Annotated in this window: 18 protein-coding genes, 1 rRNA gene and 3 other annotated features; of the genes, 15 read left to right on the forward strand and 4 right to left on the reverse strand. The window is 39.5% G+C overall.

Translation table 11 applies throughout. The features are described from left to right. The first annotated feature begins 66 nt into the window (after window positions 1–66). Window positions 67–235 (forward strand) — a sequence feature (23S ribosomal RNA rRNA prediction is too short). A gap of 19 nt (window positions 236–254) precedes the next feature. Then, window positions 255–414: a sequence feature (23S ribosomal RNA rRNA prediction is too short), on the forward strand. Between the two features lie 19 nt (window positions 415–433). Continuing rightward, window positions 434–696, forward strand: a sequence feature (23S ribosomal RNA rRNA prediction is too short). Window positions 697–803: 107 nt separating this feature from the next. Then, a 5S ribosomal RNA gene (gene rrf / locus A5849_RS03655) occupies window positions 804–919 on the forward strand. A 52-nt stretch (window positions 920–971) separates the two neighbouring features. On the opposite strand, the gene A5849_RS03660 is transcribed toward rrf, so the two are convergent. From A5849_RS03660 to A5849_RS03675, 4 genes are all read right to left on the reverse strand, one after another. Continuing rightward, entirely contained in the window at window positions 972–1,442 is a 471-nt protein-coding gene (locus A5849_RS03660) for a glutathione peroxidase (RefSeq protein ID WP_002308095.1), read from the reverse strand. A 160-nt stretch (window positions 1,443–1,602) separates the two neighbouring features. Further along, window positions 1,603–2,061, reverse strand: a complete 459-nt coding sequence (locus A5849_RS03665) for an S-ribosylhomocysteine lyase (RefSeq protein ID WP_002289439.1) — start codon at window positions 2,059–2,061, stop codon at window positions 1,603–1,605. 171 nt (window positions 2,062–2,232) lie between these two features. After that, window positions 2,233–3,378, reverse strand: coding sequence for a cystathionine gamma-synthase (locus A5849_RS03670; RefSeq protein ID WP_002345388.1), 1,146 nt, complete (start codon window positions 3,376–3,378; stop codon window positions 2,233–2,235). A 12-nt stretch (window positions 3,379–3,390) separates the two neighbouring features. After that, window positions 3,391–4,308 (reverse strand): PLP-dependent cysteine synthase family protein, encoded by a 918-nt coding sequence (locus A5849_RS03675; protein WP_002313332.1) that lies wholly within the window; start codon window positions 4,306–4,308, stop codon window positions 3,391–3,393. A 426-nt stretch (window positions 4,309–4,734) separates the two neighbouring features. Between A5849_RS03675 and efp the strand changes: the two genes are divergently transcribed. The 14 genes from efp to A5849_RS03750 all read left to right on the forward strand — a co-directional run bounded on the left by efp (window position 4,735) and on the right by A5849_RS03750 (window position 20,048). Further along, window positions 4,735–5,298, forward strand: a complete 564-nt coding sequence (efp, locus tag A5849_RS03685) for an elongation factor P (protein ID WP_002289434.1) — start codon at window positions 4,735–4,737, stop codon at window positions 5,296–5,298. A gap of 197 nt (window positions 5,299–5,495) precedes the next feature. Continuing rightward, a complete protein-coding gene (locus A5849_RS03690) occupies window positions 5,496–6,263 on the forward strand; it encodes a J domain-containing protein (protein WP_086309963.1) in 768 nt (255 codons plus the stop codon). A gap of 127 nt (window positions 6,264–6,390) precedes the next feature. Next, complete coding sequence (locus A5849_RS03695) at window positions 6,391–8,286, forward strand: alkyl/aryl-sulfatase (RefSeq protein WP_002344584.1); 1,896 nt, start codon at window positions 6,391–6,393, stop codon at window positions 8,284–8,286. A 287-nt stretch (window positions 8,287–8,573) separates the two neighbouring features. Beyond that, window positions 8,574–9,833, forward strand: a complete 1,260-nt coding sequence (lysA, locus tag A5849_RS03700; RefSeq protein WP_002334969.1) for a diaminopimelate decarboxylase — start codon at window positions 8,574–8,576, stop codon at window positions 9,831–9,833. Next, window positions 9,820–10,620: a diaminopimelate epimerase gene (gene dapF / locus A5849_RS03705; RefSeq protein WP_002308107.1), complete on the forward strand. Its 801-nt coding sequence runs from the start codon at window positions 9,820–9,822 to the stop codon at window positions 10,618–10,620. Before lysA ends, dapF begins: the two co-directional genes overlap by 14 nt. A gap of 2 nt (window positions 10,621–10,622) precedes the next feature. Beyond that, entirely contained in the window at window positions 10,623–11,504 is an 882-nt protein-coding gene (dapA, locus tag A5849_RS03710) for a 4-hydroxy-tetrahydrodipicolinate synthase (RefSeq protein ID WP_002313335.1), read from the forward strand. Beyond that, window positions 11,501–12,217: a 4-hydroxy-tetrahydrodipicolinate reductase gene (gene dapB / locus A5849_RS03715; RefSeq protein ID WP_002308110.1), complete on the forward strand. Its 717-nt coding sequence runs from the start codon at window positions 11,501–11,503 to the stop codon at window positions 12,215–12,217. Before dapA ends, dapB begins: the two co-directional genes overlap by 4 nt. 5 nt (window positions 12,218–12,222) lie before the next feature. Continuing rightward, window positions 12,223–12,918 (forward strand): 2,3,4,5-tetrahydropyridine-2,6-dicarboxylate N-acetyltransferase, encoded by a 696-nt coding sequence (gene dapD / locus A5849_RS03720; protein ID WP_002344580.1) that lies wholly within the window; start codon window positions 12,223–12,225, stop codon window positions 12,916–12,918. A gap of 15 nt (window positions 12,919–12,933) precedes the next feature. Next, window positions 12,934–13,935 (forward strand): aspartate-semialdehyde dehydrogenase, encoded by a 1,002-nt coding sequence (locus tag A5849_RS03725; RefSeq protein WP_002308113.1) that lies wholly within the window; start codon window positions 12,934–12,936, stop codon window positions 13,933–13,935. Next, window positions 13,932–15,293: an aspartate kinase gene (locus tag A5849_RS03730; RefSeq protein WP_002308114.1), complete on the forward strand. Its 1,362-nt coding sequence runs from the start codon at window positions 13,932–13,934 to the stop codon at window positions 15,291–15,293. Before A5849_RS03725 ends, A5849_RS03730 begins: the two co-directional genes overlap by 4 nt. Then, complete coding sequence (locus A5849_RS03735; protein WP_002312011.1) at window positions 15,253–16,404, forward strand: M20 family metallopeptidase; 1,152 nt, start codon at window positions 15,253–15,255, stop codon at window positions 16,402–16,404. Before A5849_RS03730 ends, A5849_RS03735 begins: the two co-directional genes overlap by 41 nt. Next, on the forward strand, window positions 16,379–17,548 hold the full coding sequence (locus tag A5849_RS03740; RefSeq protein WP_002308116.1) for a pyridoxal phosphate-dependent aminotransferase: 1,170 nt from the start codon (window positions 16,379–16,381) through the stop codon (window positions 17,546–17,548). Before A5849_RS03735 ends, A5849_RS03740 begins: the two co-directional genes overlap by 26 nt. Window positions 17,549–17,721: 173 nt before the next feature. Then, the gene (locus A5849_RS03745) at window positions 17,722–19,101 is read left to right on the forward strand and encodes an FAD-dependent oxidoreductase (protein ID WP_002345385.1); all 1,380 of its coding nucleotides are present in this window, start codon (window positions 17,722–17,724) and stop codon (window positions 19,099–19,101) included. A 278-nt stretch (window positions 19,102–19,379) separates the two neighbouring features. Further along, on the forward strand, window positions 19,380–20,048 hold the full coding sequence (locus A5849_RS03750; RefSeq protein ID WP_002308119.1) for a DUF421 domain-containing protein: 669 nt from the start codon (window positions 19,380–19,382) through the stop codon (window positions 20,046–20,048). The last annotated feature ends 34 nt before the right edge of the window (window positions 20,049–20,082 follow it).

Genomic DNA, 20,082 nt, shown 5'->3' on the forward strand with positions numbered 1-20,082 from the left:
ACTCTAACCCGCACCACTAATCGTGGTGGGAGACAGTGTCAGATGGGCAGTTTGACTGGGGCGGTCGCCTCCTAAAAGGTAACGGAGGCGCCCAAAGGTTCCCTCAGAATGGTTGGAAATCATTCGAAGAGTGTAAAGGCAGAAGGGAGCTTGACTGCGAGACCAACAAGTCGAGCAGGGACGAAAGTCGGGCTTAGTGATCCGGTGGTTCCGCATGGAAGGGCCATCGCTCAACGGATAAAAGCTACCCTGGGGATAACAGGCTTATCTCCCCCAAGAGTCCACATCGACGGGGAGGTTTGGCACCTCGATGTCGGCTCGTCGCATCCTGGGGCTGTAGTCGGTCCCAAGGGTTGGGCTGTTCGCCCATTAAAGCGGCACGCGAGCTGGGTTCAGAACGTCGTGAGACAGTTCGGTCCCTATCCGTCGCGGGCGTTGGAAATTTGAGAGGAGCTGTCCTTAGTACGAGAGGACCGGGATGGACTTACCGCTGGTGTACCAGTTGTTCTGCCAAGGGCATTGCTGGGTAGCTATGTAGGGAAGGGATAAACGCTGAAAGCATCTAAGTGTGAAGCCCACCTCAAGATGAGATTTCCCATTTCTTTAAGAAAGTAAGATCCCTGAGAGATGATCAGGTAGATAGGTCAGGAGTGGAAGTACAGTGATGTATGGAGCGGACTGATACTAATCGATCGAGGACTTAACCAATAGGTTAAAAAGAAAAGAACTCGGCAAATAACTTATATAACTTCAAATCCAGTTTTGAGTGAACAAAATTTACTCAATAAAAGATAACACCACAGTGTGGTGGCGATAGCGAGAAGGATACACCTGTAACCATGCCGAACACAGAAGTTAAGCTTCTTAGCGCCGATTGTAGTGAGGGGTTGCCCCTTGTGAGAGTAGGACGTCGCCACGCAAATAAAAAAAGATGAACTAGAAATAGTTCATCTTTTTTTATTTTTATTAAGTTAAAGAACGGATTCAATTGCAGTGGTCATTTTCAATGGAGAAGTTTGTGGTGCAAATCGTTCAATTACTTTTCCATTTCGATCAATCAAAAATTTAGTGAAATTCCATTTTATGGCTTTAGTGACAGTACCAGGAGCTTCATTTTTAAGATAAGTAAAAAGAGGATCTGTATTTTCTCCATTTACATCAATCAATTGATGCATAGGGAAGGTAACGCCATAAGTGGCTTTACAAGCTTCTGCTGCTTCAGTCGCTGAAGCTAGTTCTTGTTTAAATTGATTCGAAGGAAAGCCTAATATAACCAAACCTTGTGACTGATAAGCTTGATAAAGTTCTTCTAATTGCTCGAATTGCGGTGCTAGGCCGCATTTTGTTGCAGTATTGACGATGATTATTGGTTTGCCGGCATATTTTTCCAATGAATAAACTGTGCCGTCTTCTAAAGCAACTTCAAAATTATAGATAGACATAAATTTTTCTCCTTTCTATTATATGATAAAAAGAGTGCTAAACTGAAAACTAGCTATTTGTTTTCTCGTTTAGTACTCTTTTCAGACAATAAATAGTTAATAAAACGACTACGAAGATAAGATAGCTTTATTGCTTCTCACCTTTACGTTCTTTTAGAAACTATGCTTCTACTTCAGACCATTCATCGCGTTTTGCTAAAAATTCACGAGCTAAGGCTTGCGCACCTTCTAATGTATGGCTAGCAGCCCAGCCGCATTGTGTTTCATTGCTTGCTGGTACTTCAGTAGCTTCAAGGACATCTTTCATCGTTGCTTCCAGAACATCTAAAATATCTTCGTAACTTTCATGATTCAACACAGTCAAGTAAAAGCCTGTTTGGCATCCCATTGGTGACCAGTCTACGATATAATCCGCATGATTACGGATTAGTTCAGCAGTCAAGTGTTCCAATGAATGCAGACTTGGCATATCCATGTGTTCTTTATTTGGTTGTTTAAAGCGGACGTCGTATTTAATGATGACATCGCCATGTGCACCTGTTTTTCGATCGGCTACACGTACATAAGGTGCTTTGACTTTTGTATGGTCAAGATTAAAACTTTCGACATTCATTCTCATTTGTAAGACTCCTATCTATTTGTTCATTTGTTTTGATGTTTTCCACTAAAGAATTATTTAGTGAAATTTACAAAAACGTCTTTCTACTTGATTCTAACACTTATCGTTTCCAAGGTGTAGCAATCTGAAATATTTTTTAGATTTTTCTGCTAAACCATTTATGTGGACTTTCTAGTTCTTGATTGTGTCAAATGCCTGAGCTAAATCGTTTATGAGATCCTGACCATACTCAATTCCTACAGAAAGACGAATTAATCCGTCCTTTATGCCAGCCTCTTCACGTTTTTCTTTTGGAATAGACGCATGAGTCATGACAGAGGGAACTTCTACTAAACTTTCTACGCCACCTAAACTTTCTGCTAGAGTAAATAGTTGGAGAGATTCAATAAAAGGAATAGCAGTTGCTTCATTTTTTAAAGTAAAAGAAACCATTCCGCTAAAGCCGCTCATTTGTTGCTTAGCAATTCCATAAAGTTCATGGTCGGGTAATCCTGGATAGTAGACCTTTTCTACTGCTGGATGAGAAAAGAGAAAATCAGCTACTGCAAAAGCATTTTTTTGATGTTCCTCCATACGAACACTTAGAGTCTTGATTCCACGCTGAAGTAACCAGCTATCTTGAGGACCAAGAACGGCACCGATAGCATTTTGATAAAATCCAATCTGCTCAGCTAGCTCTTTATGTCTAGTAGTCACTAAACCAGCTACTACATCGCTGTGTCCGCCTAGATATTTGGTGCCGCTGTGGACAACGATATCAGAACCAAGATCTAATGGTTTTTGAAAATAAGGAGTAGCAAATGTATTGTCAGCAATAACTATCAATCCATGTCGATGAGCCAGAGTGGCACTTTTTTCTAAATCAGTAATCTTTAGAAGTGGATTGCTAGGTGTTTCAAGATAAAGTGCTTTTGTATTGGGTTGGATGGATTGTTCTATTTTATCAAGATTGCTCGTATCTATGATCGTGTACTCGAGACCATTTTTAGTAAGAACCTTGTCAAATAGACGGAATGTTCCTCCATAGACATCATCTCCTAATAAGATATGATCGCCAGCTTCAAAAAGAGAAAAAACGGCATGAATCCCAGAAAGTCCAGAAGAAAAAGCGAATCCTCGAACACCCCCTTCCAAATCAGCAATCAGTTCTTCCAGTGCAAAACGAGTAGGATTACCAGATCTTGAATATTCATATTGCTTAGGATGTCCGACTCCATCTTGTCGATAAGTGGATGTTTGATAAATAGGTACACTGACAGCTCCTGTTGTGTGATCTTCACTGATGCCTCCGTGGATCAATTTTGTTTGAATATGCATGTTTCTTTCCTCCTATAAGTAAATGTTTTTTGATAAATAGCGGTCTGCTGCGTCTGGAAAAATCGTAACGACACGATGACCAGGTGGTAAACGACGAATTTCTCTTAATGCTGCTGCAAAAGCCGCACCACTCGAACTTCCAACTAATAGTCCTTGTTCTCGTGCTAATTGCCTAGTATAGTTAAACCCTTCTCCATCAGAGATTGTTTCGATCTGATTGATTGAAAGGGGAGAAAGAAACGGCGGAATGAATTCTACACCGATACCCTCAATTTCATGAGGGGCTGGATCTCCGCCATTTAACACAGAGCCCTCTGGTTCTACACCGATTATTCGAATATCGGGATATTTTTCTTTCAAAAAGGTAGAAGTTCCAGCAAAGGTTCCACCGCTACCGATCCCCGCCACAAAACTATGAATATCTTCTTTGATTTCATGAAAGATTTCCGGTCCTAACGTATAATAGTAAGCAGCGGGATTATCTTTATTTTCAAATTGAAGAGGCAGATAGCTATTCGATATCTCTTCTGCAAGTTTTTTACTTTTGCTGATGGCACCGACGATTCCTTTCTCACTAGGAGAATGGATGATCTTTGCTCCCAATGCTTTCATCAATTGTTGTTTTTCCAAGCTGAACTTCTCTGGAACAACAAAAATCGTTCTTAACTGATGCGTGAGTGCGGCCAGAGCAATCCCAATCCCTGTGTTTCCGGCAGTCGGTTCGATGATCGTCGTTTTTTCATTGATTTTTCCTTGGGCAAGTCCTTCTTTGATCAAATAACTACCCAATCGATCTTTGATACTTCCTCCTGGATTTAAATATTCCAGTTTTGCATAAATAGCAGAACCTTTAGGCATAGAATAGTGCTGATTGTCAAAGCGATAAAGCGGTGTGGAACCAATAGCTTCTGTAATTGTCGAGATAATCATATGGACCTCCTAAAAAAGATAATAAAAAAAGGAGCTGACTATTAAATCAGCTCCTTGAAAGACATAGAGAAAAATTGAGTAGACAAAAGGTAAATTACCTGGTACTCATTCTATGAAGGGCAATTAATAGACATGACAAATAGTATGCTGCTTTTACGCACCATACAACAGCAACGATTCAATTGTTTTTGGTTGCTGACTGTCATGTGTATCCCTCCAATTAAAATTTTTATTAACGATAGCATGAAAAAAAATAAAAGTCAAAGGCTTGAAAGAAAAAAATTTCGATAGTATCGTTTACCCGTGTTTATTTTTTTTTTGACAAATAGGCATGAAACCTTAAAAGATAGAGAATACTCTAGTTTTCTGTCCGGTTGTCTGATACAATAAAGTTGATTATGATAAAGAAAAGAAGGAGCAAAAATAATGATCTCAGCAAGTGATTTAAGAGCCGGTATGACGTTCGTTCAAGACGGTAAATTGATTAAAGTTCTGGATGCAAGCCACCATAAACCTGGTAAAGGAAATACAGTTATGCGTATGAAACTGAAAGATGTCCGTTCAGGCGCAACATACGACACAACTTTCAGACCAGAAGAAAAATTTGAAAAAGCACATATCGACACAAAACCTGTGCAATATTTGTACACGATGGACGATACAGCTTTCTTCATGGATTTGGAAACATATGAACAATATGAAATTCCTGTAGAAACAGTAGAAGAAGAAATGAAATATATCCTAGAAAACATGGAAGTAAAAATCCAATTCTTCGGTAGCGAAGTTATTGGTGTTCAATTACCGACAACTGTCGTGTTGCGTGTCGTGGAAACACAACCTTCAATCAAAGGTGCAACAGTTACTGGTTCAGGTAAACCAGCGACAATGGAAACTGGCTTAGTGGTCAATGTTCCTGACTTCATCGAAACAGATGAATTATTGGAAATCAATACAGCAGAAGGTTCTTATGTAAAACGTGCGTCAAAATAATAAGCTAACGAATTGATAAGAAGTTGAAAAACATAGTTTGACCTCTTGAAAAGTGGATCATCCGATCTGCCTTTCAAGAGGTTTTTTGTAGAATCAGCCGATTGAAAAATAAAAAAGTATTTGTTTTATTTACACTTTGAAATACAATTTAATTGAAAGACGTGATCTGTCGAATATTTTGAAAGAGAGGAATCTTTATGGGATTCATCCTATTACTGTTTTTTTATCTTTTGATTTTTTTGTTATGGGTAATAATTGTAACGCTTGCATTCCCAGAAGTAGCTTTGTACATAATTGTTGTTTTGTTTTCGATGTTCCTTCCGAATGAAATAGGTGGGCGATATATTGAATTATTAGAATTTTTTCAGCCTATCATCCATTATTCTCAACGATTTACAGAAGCGCATCTATCTGTAAAATTATTTATTCTTTTAAGCATTCCACTGAGTTACCTGCTGTTGTCTAGTCTATTACAATTTTATGGTATTTATCCATTGCAGATCATAGGATCATGTATGACGATAGTTACTGTTTTTTATTTATTAAATGTTATTTTTCAATTAGCTTTGATTTGGAATATTTTGCTGACAGTTCCGATCTCTCTCGTAGCAATTGGTATCCGTTTAGTTGTTTATCATTCTTTGAATAAGTATTTTCGTAAGTGTACGTATTTATTCACTTTTTTACTCAAAGAAAAAAATGAAAAGAAAGATACTTCTGAGCATACGCAACAATCATCTAATCAAAATAAGAACAACAAAAAAACTTCTTTAGTAATCAACGAGCCTTTTGAACTGGAAGCTTATTTTAGGCTAATCTTAGGTGTAGATGAACAGGCAACAAAAGAAGAGATCAAACATGCCTATCGACAAAAAGTCATGAAGTATCATCCAGATAAATCCGTAGAAGAAAATGCGAAAGAAAAGTACGAAGAGATTATCGAAGCCTATAAATATTTGAAATAGTTCCAAATTGCCATGTTTCCTTTTATTTTCCTACTGCTTGTATAATCAAGATAGCGTTTTCTTTCTCTTTATATTAAAATAATATTATAATTAAATTAGTTTAAAAAGAGAAAACGGAGGCTGAATAATGGAGAAGCATACGACGAAAGAGACACAGAAAGAAAATAACAACGTAAAAAAACAATTAAACTTTGCGGATAATCATGAATTTATGTTAGCTAGCCAGAATTGTGTTGCTCCCTTTAACCATTTAGAGATTATTCAAGAAGGAAAAGTTATATGGAGCCAGAAAGCTTATGCATTTTTAGAAGAGGAATGTCCAAACTGTGCGAATCCAAGTCTTTGGGAAAATGCGCGATGTAACCATCAAACGGGTCTCTTTCGTGTCACTGAGCAAATCTTTCAGTTACGGGGATTTGATATGGCCAACCTCACACTGGTTCTTACCCCAAACAATAAATGGATTGTCTTTGATACATTGATGAGTATCGAATGTTCAAGAGCAGCGATTGAGTTTGCGGATCGCTGGTTTAATGAAAACGGGTATCCAGAAGTGGAGGGGAATCTTGCAGGAATCATTATCAGTCATTCCCATGTCGATCATTTTGGTGGCATACGCGGTTTGTTTAAAGACTTCAAAGTAGATCCTTCTGTTCCGATTTATGTACCTGAAGGATTTACGGAAGCTGCTATTTCTGAGAACCTTATGGTAGGGAAGGCCATGGGAAGAAGAGCAGTCTTTCAATATGGCTCTTCCTTAGAAAAAAGTCCATTTGGTTCCTTATCTGTTGGGATTGGACAAGGACAATCTACAGGCACAATCAGTTTTGAGCTTCCTACTTGTGAGATCACTGAAAATAAAATAATCGCTATCGATGGATTAGATCTGGATTTCCAATTGACCCCTGGCACAGAAGCCCCTGCCGAAATGAATACGTATATTCCAGCATATCAAGCGCTTTGGATGGCAGAAAACTGCACTTGTACGATGCATAATCTTTATACTCTGCGAGGGGCACAGATACGAGATGGAAAAAGCTGGTCGAGATACCTTATCGAGGCACAACGGCGCTATGGACCAAAAGCAAAAGTATTGTTCCATGCGCATACTTGGCCGCGGTATGCCACTGAGGAGGAACCAGATGCTATTAACAGGTATTTACTAGACCAAGCACGGTTATATAAAGGAATTCATGATGAATCACTTAAAGCTGTCAATGCCGGGTATACCATAAACGAATTAGCAGAACAAGTCGCTTTGCCAGAAGAGCTGACAAACCAGTGGTATCTAAGACCATATTACGGAACGATTGCTCATAATAGCAAGGCGGTTTATCAAAAGTATATCGGTTGGTATGATTCAAATCCGGTGAATTTGAATCCGCTTCCTCCTGAACGGGAAGCGAAACAAACGGTAAAGTACATGGGTGGAGCAGAAGCTATCTTAGAAAAAGCGCATGAAGATTATGAAAAAGGAAATTATCAATGGGTGGCAAAAGTTACGAATTTGGTCATTTACGCAGATCCTGAAAATAAAGAAGCAAGAGCGCTTTGCCGGCGGTCGTTGACACAACTAGGGTATCAAACGGAATCTGGGGCTTGGCGAAATGAGTACTTGACTGGAGCACTGGAATTAAAGGAAGATGTGGACTTGTTTTCAATTGAATCGGCTGATTCGTCAGAGCTATCGGCACAGATGAATGGAGAAATGTTGCTGGATTATTTAAGCATCCATACTATTTCGACCAAAAAACAACAGACGGGCATGGTAAAGTTCACAGATGACTGGCAACTTTCAAATGGTCAAATCCATTCATTGCCAACGACTTATTTCATCGATTACTGGCAAGGAATTTTGACTTATTATCCTATTTCTTCAGACAAAGAGGAGGCCGCGCTTATTTATGAAGGAAAAAGAGTAGCATTCCTCCAGCAAATGCTTGATTCCTCAGGTGAACCACGAAGCTGGTCCATGCTTTTTAAAGCAGATACAAACAACTATTTCAATATCATGGAACCGTGAAAATAGTTGAAATAACTCAAAAATTTAAGATGTCCGAACGATATGGAAGAAAGAAGGGTTTATCATCGCTAAACAGCGATAAACCTCTGTTAATACGCAGGAATATTCTTCTAATAGTTCGGATATTTTATTTTTTGTCCCCTTTTTTATTTTTGTTTTAAAAAAATATTTCGAAATATACTAGACAATTCAGAAAATTTTGTATAATATTATTCCAATAAAATTCAAATCTTTATCAAATGAAATTCCAATAAAAACGGAAAAAATGTGAAAAGAGGAATGAAAAAATGACAGAATTGATAATTGGCGGAGTCACAGCAAGCACATTAGCAGAAAAGTATAAGACACCTCTGTATGTGTATGACGAAGAAAAGATGAGACAAACGATGCTGTCATTCAAGCGAGGCTTTGTATCGAAGCATTTTGATACAAAAGTTCTTTACGCCTCTAAAGCATTCCAAACGATTGAGATGCTACGTTTAGTCCATGAATATGGATTTGGGCTGGATGTTGTCAGCGGTGGGGAAATCTATACCGCTTTGCAAGCTGATTTTCCTAGAGATGCTATTTATTTCCATGGTAATAACAAGACCCCAGAAGAACTGAGCTATGCATTTGAAAATGAGTTGTTGCATGTTGTTGCCGATAACTTGATGGAAGTCGAGTTATTAGAAGAATTAAGCCAACGCTATTCTAAAAAAGTCGATGTCATGCTTCGGTTGAATGTCGGTGTAGAAGCCCATACTCATGAATATATAGTCACTGCACATATTGATTCAAAATTCGGCATGAGCTATGAAAGTAAAGAGTGTCAGCAAGCTCTCCAATTGATAAAAGAAAGCAGTTATCTAGAGTTAGAAGGTTTTCATGCCCATATTGGGTCACAAATTTTTGATGTTACTGCTTGGCTAGCTGAAATCGACAAATTGACGAGTTACTTAACCGATTTTGACCAACCACTTTCCTTGAATCTCGGGGGAGGATTCGGGATTCGTTATACACAAAATGATCAGCCAATCCCAATCGAAGAGGCACTAAAAAAGCTGATTGAATATACGGAAGAATCTTTGGACAAACGAAAACTGACGATTCGTCAACTACTGATCGAACCAGGAAGAAGTATTGTTGGGGAAGCTGGTACAACACTATACACGATTGGCTTCATCAAAAAGACACCACATAAAAAATATTACTTTGTAGATGGCGGGATGACAGATAATATCCGCCCAGCTCTGTATCAGGCAGCATACGATTGTGATTTAGCAGAAAAACTGTCGGAAGAAAAAACAGAAAAAGTGACGATTGCAGGGAAAATGTGTGAATCAGGTGATGTGGTAATCAAAGAAACTTATTTGCCGAAAGCAAAATCGGGTGATCTTTTAGCTGTTTATTCCACGGGGGCTTACGGATATTCGATGAGCAGCAACTACAATCGAGCGACACGACCAGCAGTTGTTTTTGTCAATAATGGTCAATCGAGACTGGTTGTTCGCAGACAAGTATTTTCTGATCTACTAAGGGGGGAAGTTTCTTATGATCCTTCATAAATATAATGGCTGTGGAAATGATTTTATCTTATTAGATTACACAGAGGATACGGATTATAGTCAATTAGCTGCTTCTTTATGTGCAAAAGAAAAATATGACACAGACGGATTGATCGCCGTAAAAACCGATCCGTTGGAAATGATCTATTACAACAAAGATGGTAGCCGTGCCCCTATGTGCGGAAATGGTATTCGCTGTTTTGCTCGATATGTGAATGATCAAAATAGGATGGATGAACAGGAATTCGACGTAGAGACGTTAGCAGGCACAAGAAAAATTACGGTGTTGGCTCCCTCACCTTTTTATTGCAGCGTAGATATGGGAGTGCCAGATGATTCTCCAGAAAAAATCAAAGCTGCGCAATCTTATCCAATAAAAAACCAGGAAATAGAGATTGGTGGCGAAAAAGTAACAATCACTAGTTTATTTTTAGGGACGATCCATACCGTTGTTTTTGTTGAAAATTCGCGTGAGGAAGTCTGGAAAAAAAGAGGCGAACTGATCTGTCATCATCCTTTGTTCAAAGAAAAAACCAATGTCAACTTTGTAGAAGTAGTCAATGAACAGGAATTGACCGTCCGTACCTATGAAAGAGGAGTAGGTTGGACACTTGCTTGCGGTACAGGTTGCTGTGCCTCTTATGCGGTTGCGAAGGAAACTGGGAAGATTTCAGCAGATCAGGTAGTCGTTCACTTGGAACAAGGAGACTTGATGATCTCTGGTGAGGATACGATACAAATGGCTGGTCCAGCAGTTCATGAATGGACAAGAATATTGGAGGAATGAAGATGATAAAAGGTTCGATCGTGGCGCTGATCACGCCGATGAATGAAGAGGGATCAGTAGATTATGCTGGTTTGGAAAAATTGATCCAATTCCATTTAGATGAACAAACAGACGGATTATTAGTTTTGGGTACAACAGGAGAATCTTCTACACTCACACAATCTGAGGAGGAGAAGATCCTTCAACTGACAGTAAAGAAAGTGGCTGGCCGTGTGCCGGTGATTGCAGGAGCTGGAACGAATAATACGAAAGAAACGATTGAAAAAGCGAAGCATTTTGCTTCTTTGGGCGCAGATGCACTTTTGGTCATCACTCCTTACTACAACAAAACAAGTGATGCAGGATTAGCTGCTCATTTCACAGCAATTGCAGAATCATCACCAATCCCGCTTATTTTATATAATGTCCCTTCTAGAACAGGCATGTCGATTCCAATCCATGTACTAGTAAATTTAGCAGAACATCCTAATATCATTGGTTTGAAAGAAGCCTCAGGAGATATGGCTTATGTGATGGAAGCCGCTCGATTGATTAGCGAAAAATTCAGTCTTTACAGCGGAAATGATGATTTGATCCTGCCAGTAATGAGTGTAGGAGGGAGCGGTGTAATCAGTGTATGGGCAAATATCCAGCCTAAAATAGTCCATGAGTTAGTAAAAGATACGATGGACGGAAGATGGCAGCAAGCAAAAGAAAAACAATTAAATGCACTTGAGCTGATCCATGCCTTGTTCAGTGAGACCAATCCTATTCCTGTCAAAGCAGCTATGTCGTTATTAAATTTACCTTCAGGACCTCTACGCCTGCCTTTAGTGTCCCTTTCGGAAGAGAAAAAGAAACAATTAGCTCAGCTTTTGCTAAGGGAAAGGACGGTTGAAAAATGAAAATCGGACTGATTGGCAGTGGACAGATGGGGAATAGAGTCGAAGAAGTTGCACAAGAAAGAGGAGACACGGTCCTTCTTTTACGGACGGCATCTAAAGAAGCAACTACACTTGCTTTTACGGAACTGCCAGAACTGCTTATTGATTTTTCTCATCCAGATAATTTAGAGATGATCCTTTCGTATAGCTTGTCTTATCAACTTCCGTTAGTCATTGGCACGACAGGTTATACACAATCACAGTTCCAAGAAATGGAAGAACATGCCAAGCAGGTACCTGTGATGTATAGTGCTAATTTTTCGTTAGGCATCATGGTGATGAACCAACTGATCAAGCAAGCAGCTGCAATGTTGCAAGGCTGGCAGATCGAACTGATTGAAAAACATCATAGTCGTAAAAAAGATGCACCATCTGGTACCGCGAATATGCTTCTTCAAACAATCCAAGAAGTACAAAAGCTTCAGCCTGTATACAACTGGCAAGGACAAAAAAGAGAAGAAAATCAAATTGGTGTACACAGTATTCGTGCAGGTTCTTTACCTGGTGAACATGAGGTAATGTTTGCAGCTCCCGATGAAGTATTTACGATCAAACATGAATCTTTTTCTAATCGAATCTTTGCTGCAGGTGCAGTAGAAGCAGCGGACTGGTTGAAAAATCAGCCACCAGGTTATTACAAATTAGAAGATTTATTAATGGATAAAGGGGTGTAAGAAACGTGGAAGCTCAAGAAATCATCCGCTACATTCAAACGGCATCTAAAAAGACGCCTGTGAAAGTCTATCTGAATGTAACCGAGCCAATCAAATTTAAAGACAGCAAAGTTTTTGGTGAAGGAAACAGCTTCGTTGTTTTCGGTGATTACGAGTCGATTGCTCCGGTTTTAGAAGCTGAAGCGGAAAAAATCATTGAAATCGAAATCGAAACTGCTGCAAGATACAGTGCAGTTCCTTTGTTGGATATCAAAAAAATCAATGCCCGTATCGAACCAGGTGCTATTATCAGAGATCAAGTGTCCATCGGCAACAATGCCGTGATCATGATGGGAGCGATTATCAATATCGGTGCAGTAATCGGTGAAAACACGATGATTGATATGGGTGCTGTCTTAGGTGGACGAGCGACAGTGGGCAAAAACTGCCATATTGGTGCAGGAGCTGTCTTAGCAGGTGTAATCGAACCCGCATCGGCTAAACCGGTTATCGTAGAAGACGGCGTACTGGTAGGTGCGAATGCAGTGATTGTTGAAGGTGTCCATATCGGAAAAGATGCAGTCGTGGCAGCAGGAGCAGTGGTTTTAGAAGATGTGTCAGCAGGTACTGTTGTCGGTGGGATACCTGCACGTGTCTTGAAAATAAGTGATGATCAGACAAAAGAAAATACAGCATTGATTGCTGCGTTACGCGAATTATAGAGGAGATGGAGAAAAATGCGCGAAATAGATACCTGTATTGTGGGGGCAACCGGATTAGTCGGACAAACGATGCTCAAAGTGTTAGAAGAATATGATTTTCCAGTAGGACGATTGAAATTATTAGCGTCAAAACGTTCAGCTGGCAAAGTTTGTGTATTCAAGGGGAAGAAACACACTGTACAGGAATTGACAGAAACTTCATTTGAAGGATATGATTTAGCGCTATTTTCTGCAGGTGCTTCTGTATCCAAAGAGTTTGCGCCAATCGCAAGAAGTCAAGGATTATTTGTTATAGATAATTCCTCGGCATGGCGAGAAGATTCGGATATTCCATTGATCGTTCCAGAGGTTAATCTGGAAGACTATACATTGAATCGGCTGATTGCGAATCCAAATTGTTCAACCATTCAAGCGGTACTACCGCTTAAAGCTTTACAAGAAGCTTTTGGAATCCAACGAGTCAATTATTCGACCTATCAAGCAGTTTCTGGTTCTGGACAGAAAGGTATCCAAGATCTTTATCGCACGCAAAATGACGAGGAACCAGCTTTGTATCCTTATAATATTAGTCAAACGGTGATTCCAGAAATCGATCAGCCTTTGGAAAATGGCTATACCAAAGAAGAACAGAAAATGATAAATGAGACCCGTAAGATTCTGCATCAGCCTGATTTGCCAGTATCAGCAACTTGTGTACGTGTGCCAATCGAGAATGGACACGGAGTCTCGGTGGCCGTTCAGTTGCAAAAAGAGTTTACGATTGAAGAAGTTAAAGAGTGTCTCAGTCAGTTTCCAGGGATCCAATTAGAAGATGATCTAGCAGCACATAAATATCCAACGAGCATTCTTGCTAAAGGAACAGATACGGTTTATGCTGGGAGGATCAGAAAAGACACCTCTTTAGAGAACGGACTGTTGTTCTATACAACTGCCGATAACATACGCAAAGGAGCCGCTGCAAATGCCGTACAGATTGCTGTAGCTTTAATGCAGAAAATAGCGGAGGTGGCAAGATGAGTAATACGCTGAAAATAGCAAAATTCGGCGGAACATCGATGTCTCATGAAGAACAATTCAAAAAAGTCCATACAATTGTTCTTTCAGATCCCAATCGTCAAGTGATCGTTGTTTCTGCTTTAGGCAAACGTACATCAGATGATGACAAAGTAACAGACTTACTTTATTTGATTTATGCCTACCTTCAGCATCATGTTGATTGGACACCTCTTTGGGAAAGGATCTGTGAACGTTTCGTTCAAGTAAGAGACCTTCTTGACCTGCAGTTACCTGTGGAAGAGGAACTGGCACGCATACAAAAACAACTGGAAGATGAAAAGATAACTGAAGATTATTTAGTAAGCAGAGGTGAATATCTGACTGCTCGACTGATGGCTGAGTATCTTGGTTACCAGTTCATTGATGCAAAGGACCTGCTGTTCTTTGACTATGATGGAAAAATCGATGAGGAAAAAACAGCACAGGAAATCACAAAAGCATTTAAAAGATATCCGAAAATGGTTGTTCCAGGATTTTACGGGGCAAACCCTGCAGGCAAAGAAAAATTATTGGGACGTGGGGGAAGCGACATTACTGGCGCGATACTGGCGAAGATGCTACAAGCGGCGAGTTATGAGAATTGGACAGATGTTTCAGGAATCATGATGGCTGATCCGCGAATCATCGATCATCCTAAAATCATCGAGGAAATCTCTTTTAGAGAACTGAGAGAGATGGCTTATATGGGGGCTAATGTTCTTCATGAAGCAGCTGTTTTCCCAGTTCAAGAGGCGGATATCCCCATCCAAATAAAAAATACCAATGATCCTTTCGCTCAAGGAACAAAAATATCGAATCACGAAGTGGAAAAGGAAAATGGACTGACAGGAATAGCTGGACGCAAGGATTTTCTTTCGATCACTTTATTCAAACGTCATATGTCTGATGAAATCGGGTTTATCTGGAAAGCAATGAGCATTTTTGCTAAACATGAGATATCAATCGAACATATTCCTTCAGGGATCGACAATATCGGAGTGATCGTTTCAGCAGAAGCGATTGCCGATAAATTATTTCTCATCACAAAAGAATTAAAAGAAACACTTGGCGTGGAAGAAATCGTCGTGATTGAAGACTTAGCTTTGATCTCTGTCGTTGGCGGACCGCATAAAGAATTGATCGGTTTATCTGGGAAAGTGTTATCGATATTGAACAAATTAGAAATTCGCACATCGATCTTATCACAAGGAGCACAGGAGTTGAATCTAATCATCGGTGTACCGAATGATCAGTATGAAACCGTAGTGAAGGGTATCTATGAAGGGATGGTGAATACGGATGCTGAAAGAATATCGAATGGCACTCCATCAAATTCCTGAAATCGGATTTCATGAATTCAAAACAAAAAAATATTTATATGAACAAGTAAAAAATAGTGGAGCCGTTATCCATGAAATCGGCGAAACAGGACTGCTTCTTTATTTTGATAATCAACAAGAAGAAACGATTGCTTTTCGAACAGATATCGATGCACTGCCAGTCAAAGAAGAAACAAATCTCTTTTTTGCTTCTAAGCATGAAGGGTATATGCATGCATGTGGTCATGACGGACATATGGCGATGCTTTTAGGGTTGACCGACTTTATAACTGAACACATCGAGGAGCTTATTTATAATGTAGTACTGATTTATCAGCCATCAGAAGAAATTTCCGGCGGCGCACAAAGTGTTATTCAGTCAGGATTGTTAGATAAATATGAAGTACAAGCAATATTTGGCTTTCATCTATGGCCTGGACTAGCTAAAGGAGAAGTTTTTTCTCGACCAGGACCTTTGATGGCACAAAGCAGTGAAACAGACATTATCATCAAGGGCCAGTCCGCGCATATTGCTTCTAGTGAAAAAGGAATCGATAGTCTGGAGGCAGCTGTACGATTTTTGAAGAATGTTTATGATTTTGATCGGCAATTACCGGCAGAGTGGAATCATCTAATGAAATTTGGTCAAATCCAAGGTGGAACGATCCGGAATGTTTTAGCTGGAGAAGTTATTGTATCCGGAAGTATCCGTTCTTACAGTTCAGGTATGCAAAATTATTTGAAGAGGGGATTAGCTCATTTAGCAGAACAGTTTCACTCTGCAGCAACTATTTCTTTCCGCTATAATGACGGCTATCCAGCTGTGATCAATCATGGAGGCTTATATGCAGCGTTGTCGGATTCAAACAAATTACATGAATTAGAGGATCCAGTTCTTCAAGCCGAAGATTTTGGCATATATACGCAACAATATCCTTGTGTATTTTTCTTTTTAGGTGTCGGTGATACCCCTGCTTTACATGATCCGACGTTCGATTTTGATATGGATGTTTTAGAAAATGGTGTAGAATGGTACAAAACGATTCTTTTTACAGAAAATCTTCTTGAAAAAATCGATAGCAGTTCAAAAGAGGAGCGAGTAAATAATGATGAATTTATCCAATCGATTTAATCCCAGACTTTCTAGAATAGAAGTATCTAAAATACGGCAATTCGATCAGCAAATATCGTCGATACCAGATGTGATCAAGCTCACCTTGGGAGAACCGGATTTTCCGACTCCCGAACATGTCAAACAAGCCGGAATAGCAGCGATTGAAGAAGACTTTTCTCACTATACCGGAATGAGAGGACTGGAGGAACTGCGGGAAGCTGCTTGTATGTTTCAGCAACAGCGTTATGGATTAACTTATGATCCGCAAACGGAAGTTTTGACGACGGTTGGTGCAACGGAAGCGATTGCCTCTGCATTGTTATCTGTTTTAGAAGAAGGAGACAAGGTTCTTATTCCAGCGCCTGCTTATTCAGGATATCAGCCATTAGTGGAACTAGCTGGTGCTGAATTGATTCCGATAAATACTTCTGACACAGGGTTTGTCTGTCAGCCGGAACAATTTGAACGAGCATTTGAACAATATGGATCAGCTATCAAAGCAGTCATTTTAAATTATCCTAACAATCCCACTGGAACGACATTGTCTGCAAGCCAGTTGGAAGCAATCGCTGAAGTTTTAAAAAAATATCCGGTATTTGTTATAAGTGATGAAGTATATGCTGAATTGACTTACACTGGAACGCATATATCCATAGCTTCTTATCTTCCGGAACAAACAATCGTGATAAGCGGGTTATCCAAGTCACATGCGATGACTGGTTGGCGAGTAGGCTTTATTTTTGCTCAAAAAGCCCTTATTGACGAACTAATTAAAGTCCATCAATATCTGGTGACTGCGGCTACAACGATGTCGCAAAAAGCTGCGACTGAAGCGCTAATAAATGGAGTAAAAGATAGCGAGAATATGAAAGAACAATATCAAACACGGAGAGACTATCTGGTCCAGCAATTGGCGCCTTTAGGATTTGAAGTGACTCAGCCAAATGGTGCATTTTACTTATTTTGCAAACTCCCAGCTGTCATTCAAACCGACTCTTGGCAGTTTTGTGTAGACTTAGCGGAACAGGCAAAAGTTGCGTGTATCCCTGGCATTGCATTTGGCCCAGAAGGAGAAGGCTATATACGGATTTCTTATGCTAGCAGTATGGAAAACTTACATGAAGCGTGCAAACGGATCAAAGACTTTTTAACAGAACAGTAATTCATGAATTTTCTCAAAAAACAATCGACATCTTTGCGGTATATTCTGCAAGCTGCCGATTGTTTTTTAAATTTGGTTCAAATGAGCGCGTTTCTTTTGATTCATAACTGATGTAATGTTAAGTTTAAATTGTTTAGAATGATTTTAAAAGAATATTCAAGGAGGTTTCATCAATGGAAAAAATCAAAGTTGTCATTGTAGGTGCATCTCATGGAGGGCATCAATCGATCTTGGAACTATTGACACGATACGGTGAAAATGTAGATATCACGCTATTTGAAGCAGGAGACTATGTTTCCTTCATGTCATGCGGTATGGAGCTGTATCTAGAAGACAAGGTAACAGATGTAAATGATGTACGTAATTTCAGACCAGAAAACTTTCCGCAATCCAATGTTCATATTTTAAATAATCACGAAGTAAAAACGATCAATGCAGATAAAAAAACAGTAACGGTTACTAGCGCATCAGATAACGAAACAAAAGAATATCCTTATGATAAATTGATCTTGAGTTCTGGTGTCAAACCAAACAATTTGCCAGTACCAGGGGCAGATTTAGAAAATGTCTATTTGATGCGTGGATACAATTGGGCAACCAAAATCAAAGAAAAATTAAATGATCCTGCTATTAAAAAAATCGCTGTCGTAGGTGCTGGTTACATTGGGATCGAAGCAGCAGAAGCAAGCCGAAAAGCTGGAAAAGAAGTCGTCTTGCTTGATGTGATCGACAGACCCTTAGGCACATATTTAGATGCTGAGATGACAGACATTTTAGAACAACACCTAAATGAAAACGGTATTGAAGTTTTGACAAACGCCAAAATCGAAGCCTTTACCGGAAACGGAAAAGTGGAAGCGATCAAAACAAGTGAAAAAGAAATCCCAGCAGATCTAGTCATCCAAGCTGCTGGAGTGAAGGCAAATACTGAATGGTTAAAAGGGATCGTCGACTTAGATGAACGTGGCTGGATCCAAACGAATGAATACTTGCAAACAAATCTTCCAGATGTGTATGCAGTAGGAGATGCTACACTTGCTTATTCTATCCCAGCACGCAAAAAAATGCCGATCGCTTTAGCGACTGTTGCACGTAGAGAAGCACGTTATGTAGTAAAACATCTTTTTGAAGAAGTACCAAATAAACCGTTCGGCGGAGTCGTAGGTTCCTCCGCATTAAGTGTCTTCGACTACCATTTTGCAGCAAGTGGATTAAATAGCTTCACTGCAGCAAAAGCAGGAGTAGATGTACGAGTGTCTTATTATGAAGATACGTTACGACCAAAATATGTACCAGAAGAACAAGGAAATCCAAAAGTGTCCATCCAATTATTCTCAGATCCAATGACCCATCAATTGCTAGGAGGAGCAGTATTATCTACCTATGATGTTACAGGTCAAGGAAATGTGTTGGCACTAGCGATACAAAATAAACTGACTTTAGAAGAACTGGCAGAAGCCGACTTCTTCTTCCAACCAGGTTTTGACCGACAATGGAGCATGTTGAATCTAGCCGCTCAACAAGCACTAGGAGAAGAACCATTTGTAGAATAAGGAAACGAAATATTTGAAAAGAGGTTGTGACAGAAGTGGTCAGCTTCAAGAAATAAGAAGGAATTTACGGAAATTGTTTCTCAAATTTTTGTGAAATTTCGGCTTATTTTTCGAAGAAGCTACTTCTGGAACACCTTTTGTTCGGAATAAGGACTGTGACACGACTCGTGTCACAGTCCTTATTTTAGTGAAAGGATACATTTCTTCCTTGTATATTCCATGCGTGTTTGAGAGAAAGCATATATAATTTAATTAACAGATAGTTAGGGGGAGAAAGAATGGTTTTTTCAATCACAATGAAACTGGTATTCGGGTTGATCGGCTTGTTATTAGTGGTGCGTTTGCTTGGGAAGAAATCCATGTCGGAAATCACACCATTTGATTTAGTCTATACGCTTGTTTTAGGGGGGATCTTAGAAGAATCAACCTATGATGACAATGTCCATGTAGGCCATGTCCTATTTGCCATTGCGCTTTGGGCAGTAATGATTTATGGTATCGAACGTATCGTCCAAAAAAATGAAAAAGTCAATCGCTGGGTTAAAGGCGAGCCCTCTGTTTTAATCAAAGACGGCGTCATCAACATGACAGAGTTGGCAAATAACCATATCGAGATGGAGCAGTTGCGAGCAATCTTAAGACAGCAGGAATGCTTTTCTCTTGAAAATGCCAAACATGTTATCCTAGAGAATGCCGGTCAAATGAGTGTATTGAAAAAATCAGATGATGACAAAGCTTTGTCGATCCTGCTAGTGGACGAAGGACAAATCCAGCATAAAGTACTTCAATCCAATCAACTAGATGAATCGTGGCTTCTGGAGAATTTGAAGAAAGAAGGCTATGCAGACGTAAAACAGCTGATTTATGTCGAATGGTCAGAAGAAAAAGGGTTCTACGTACTAAACAAAGAAGACGTGATGCATGAATCTTACCGGATAGATGGATAGAGAGAGGTTGTGAAATCAGCTCTTTGACTTGATA

The organism is Enterococcus sp. 10F3_DIV0382 (assembly GCF_002140245.1).
Taxonomy (GTDB): Bacteria; Bacillota; Bacilli; order Lactobacillales; family Enterococcaceae; genus Enterococcus_B; species Enterococcus_B lactis.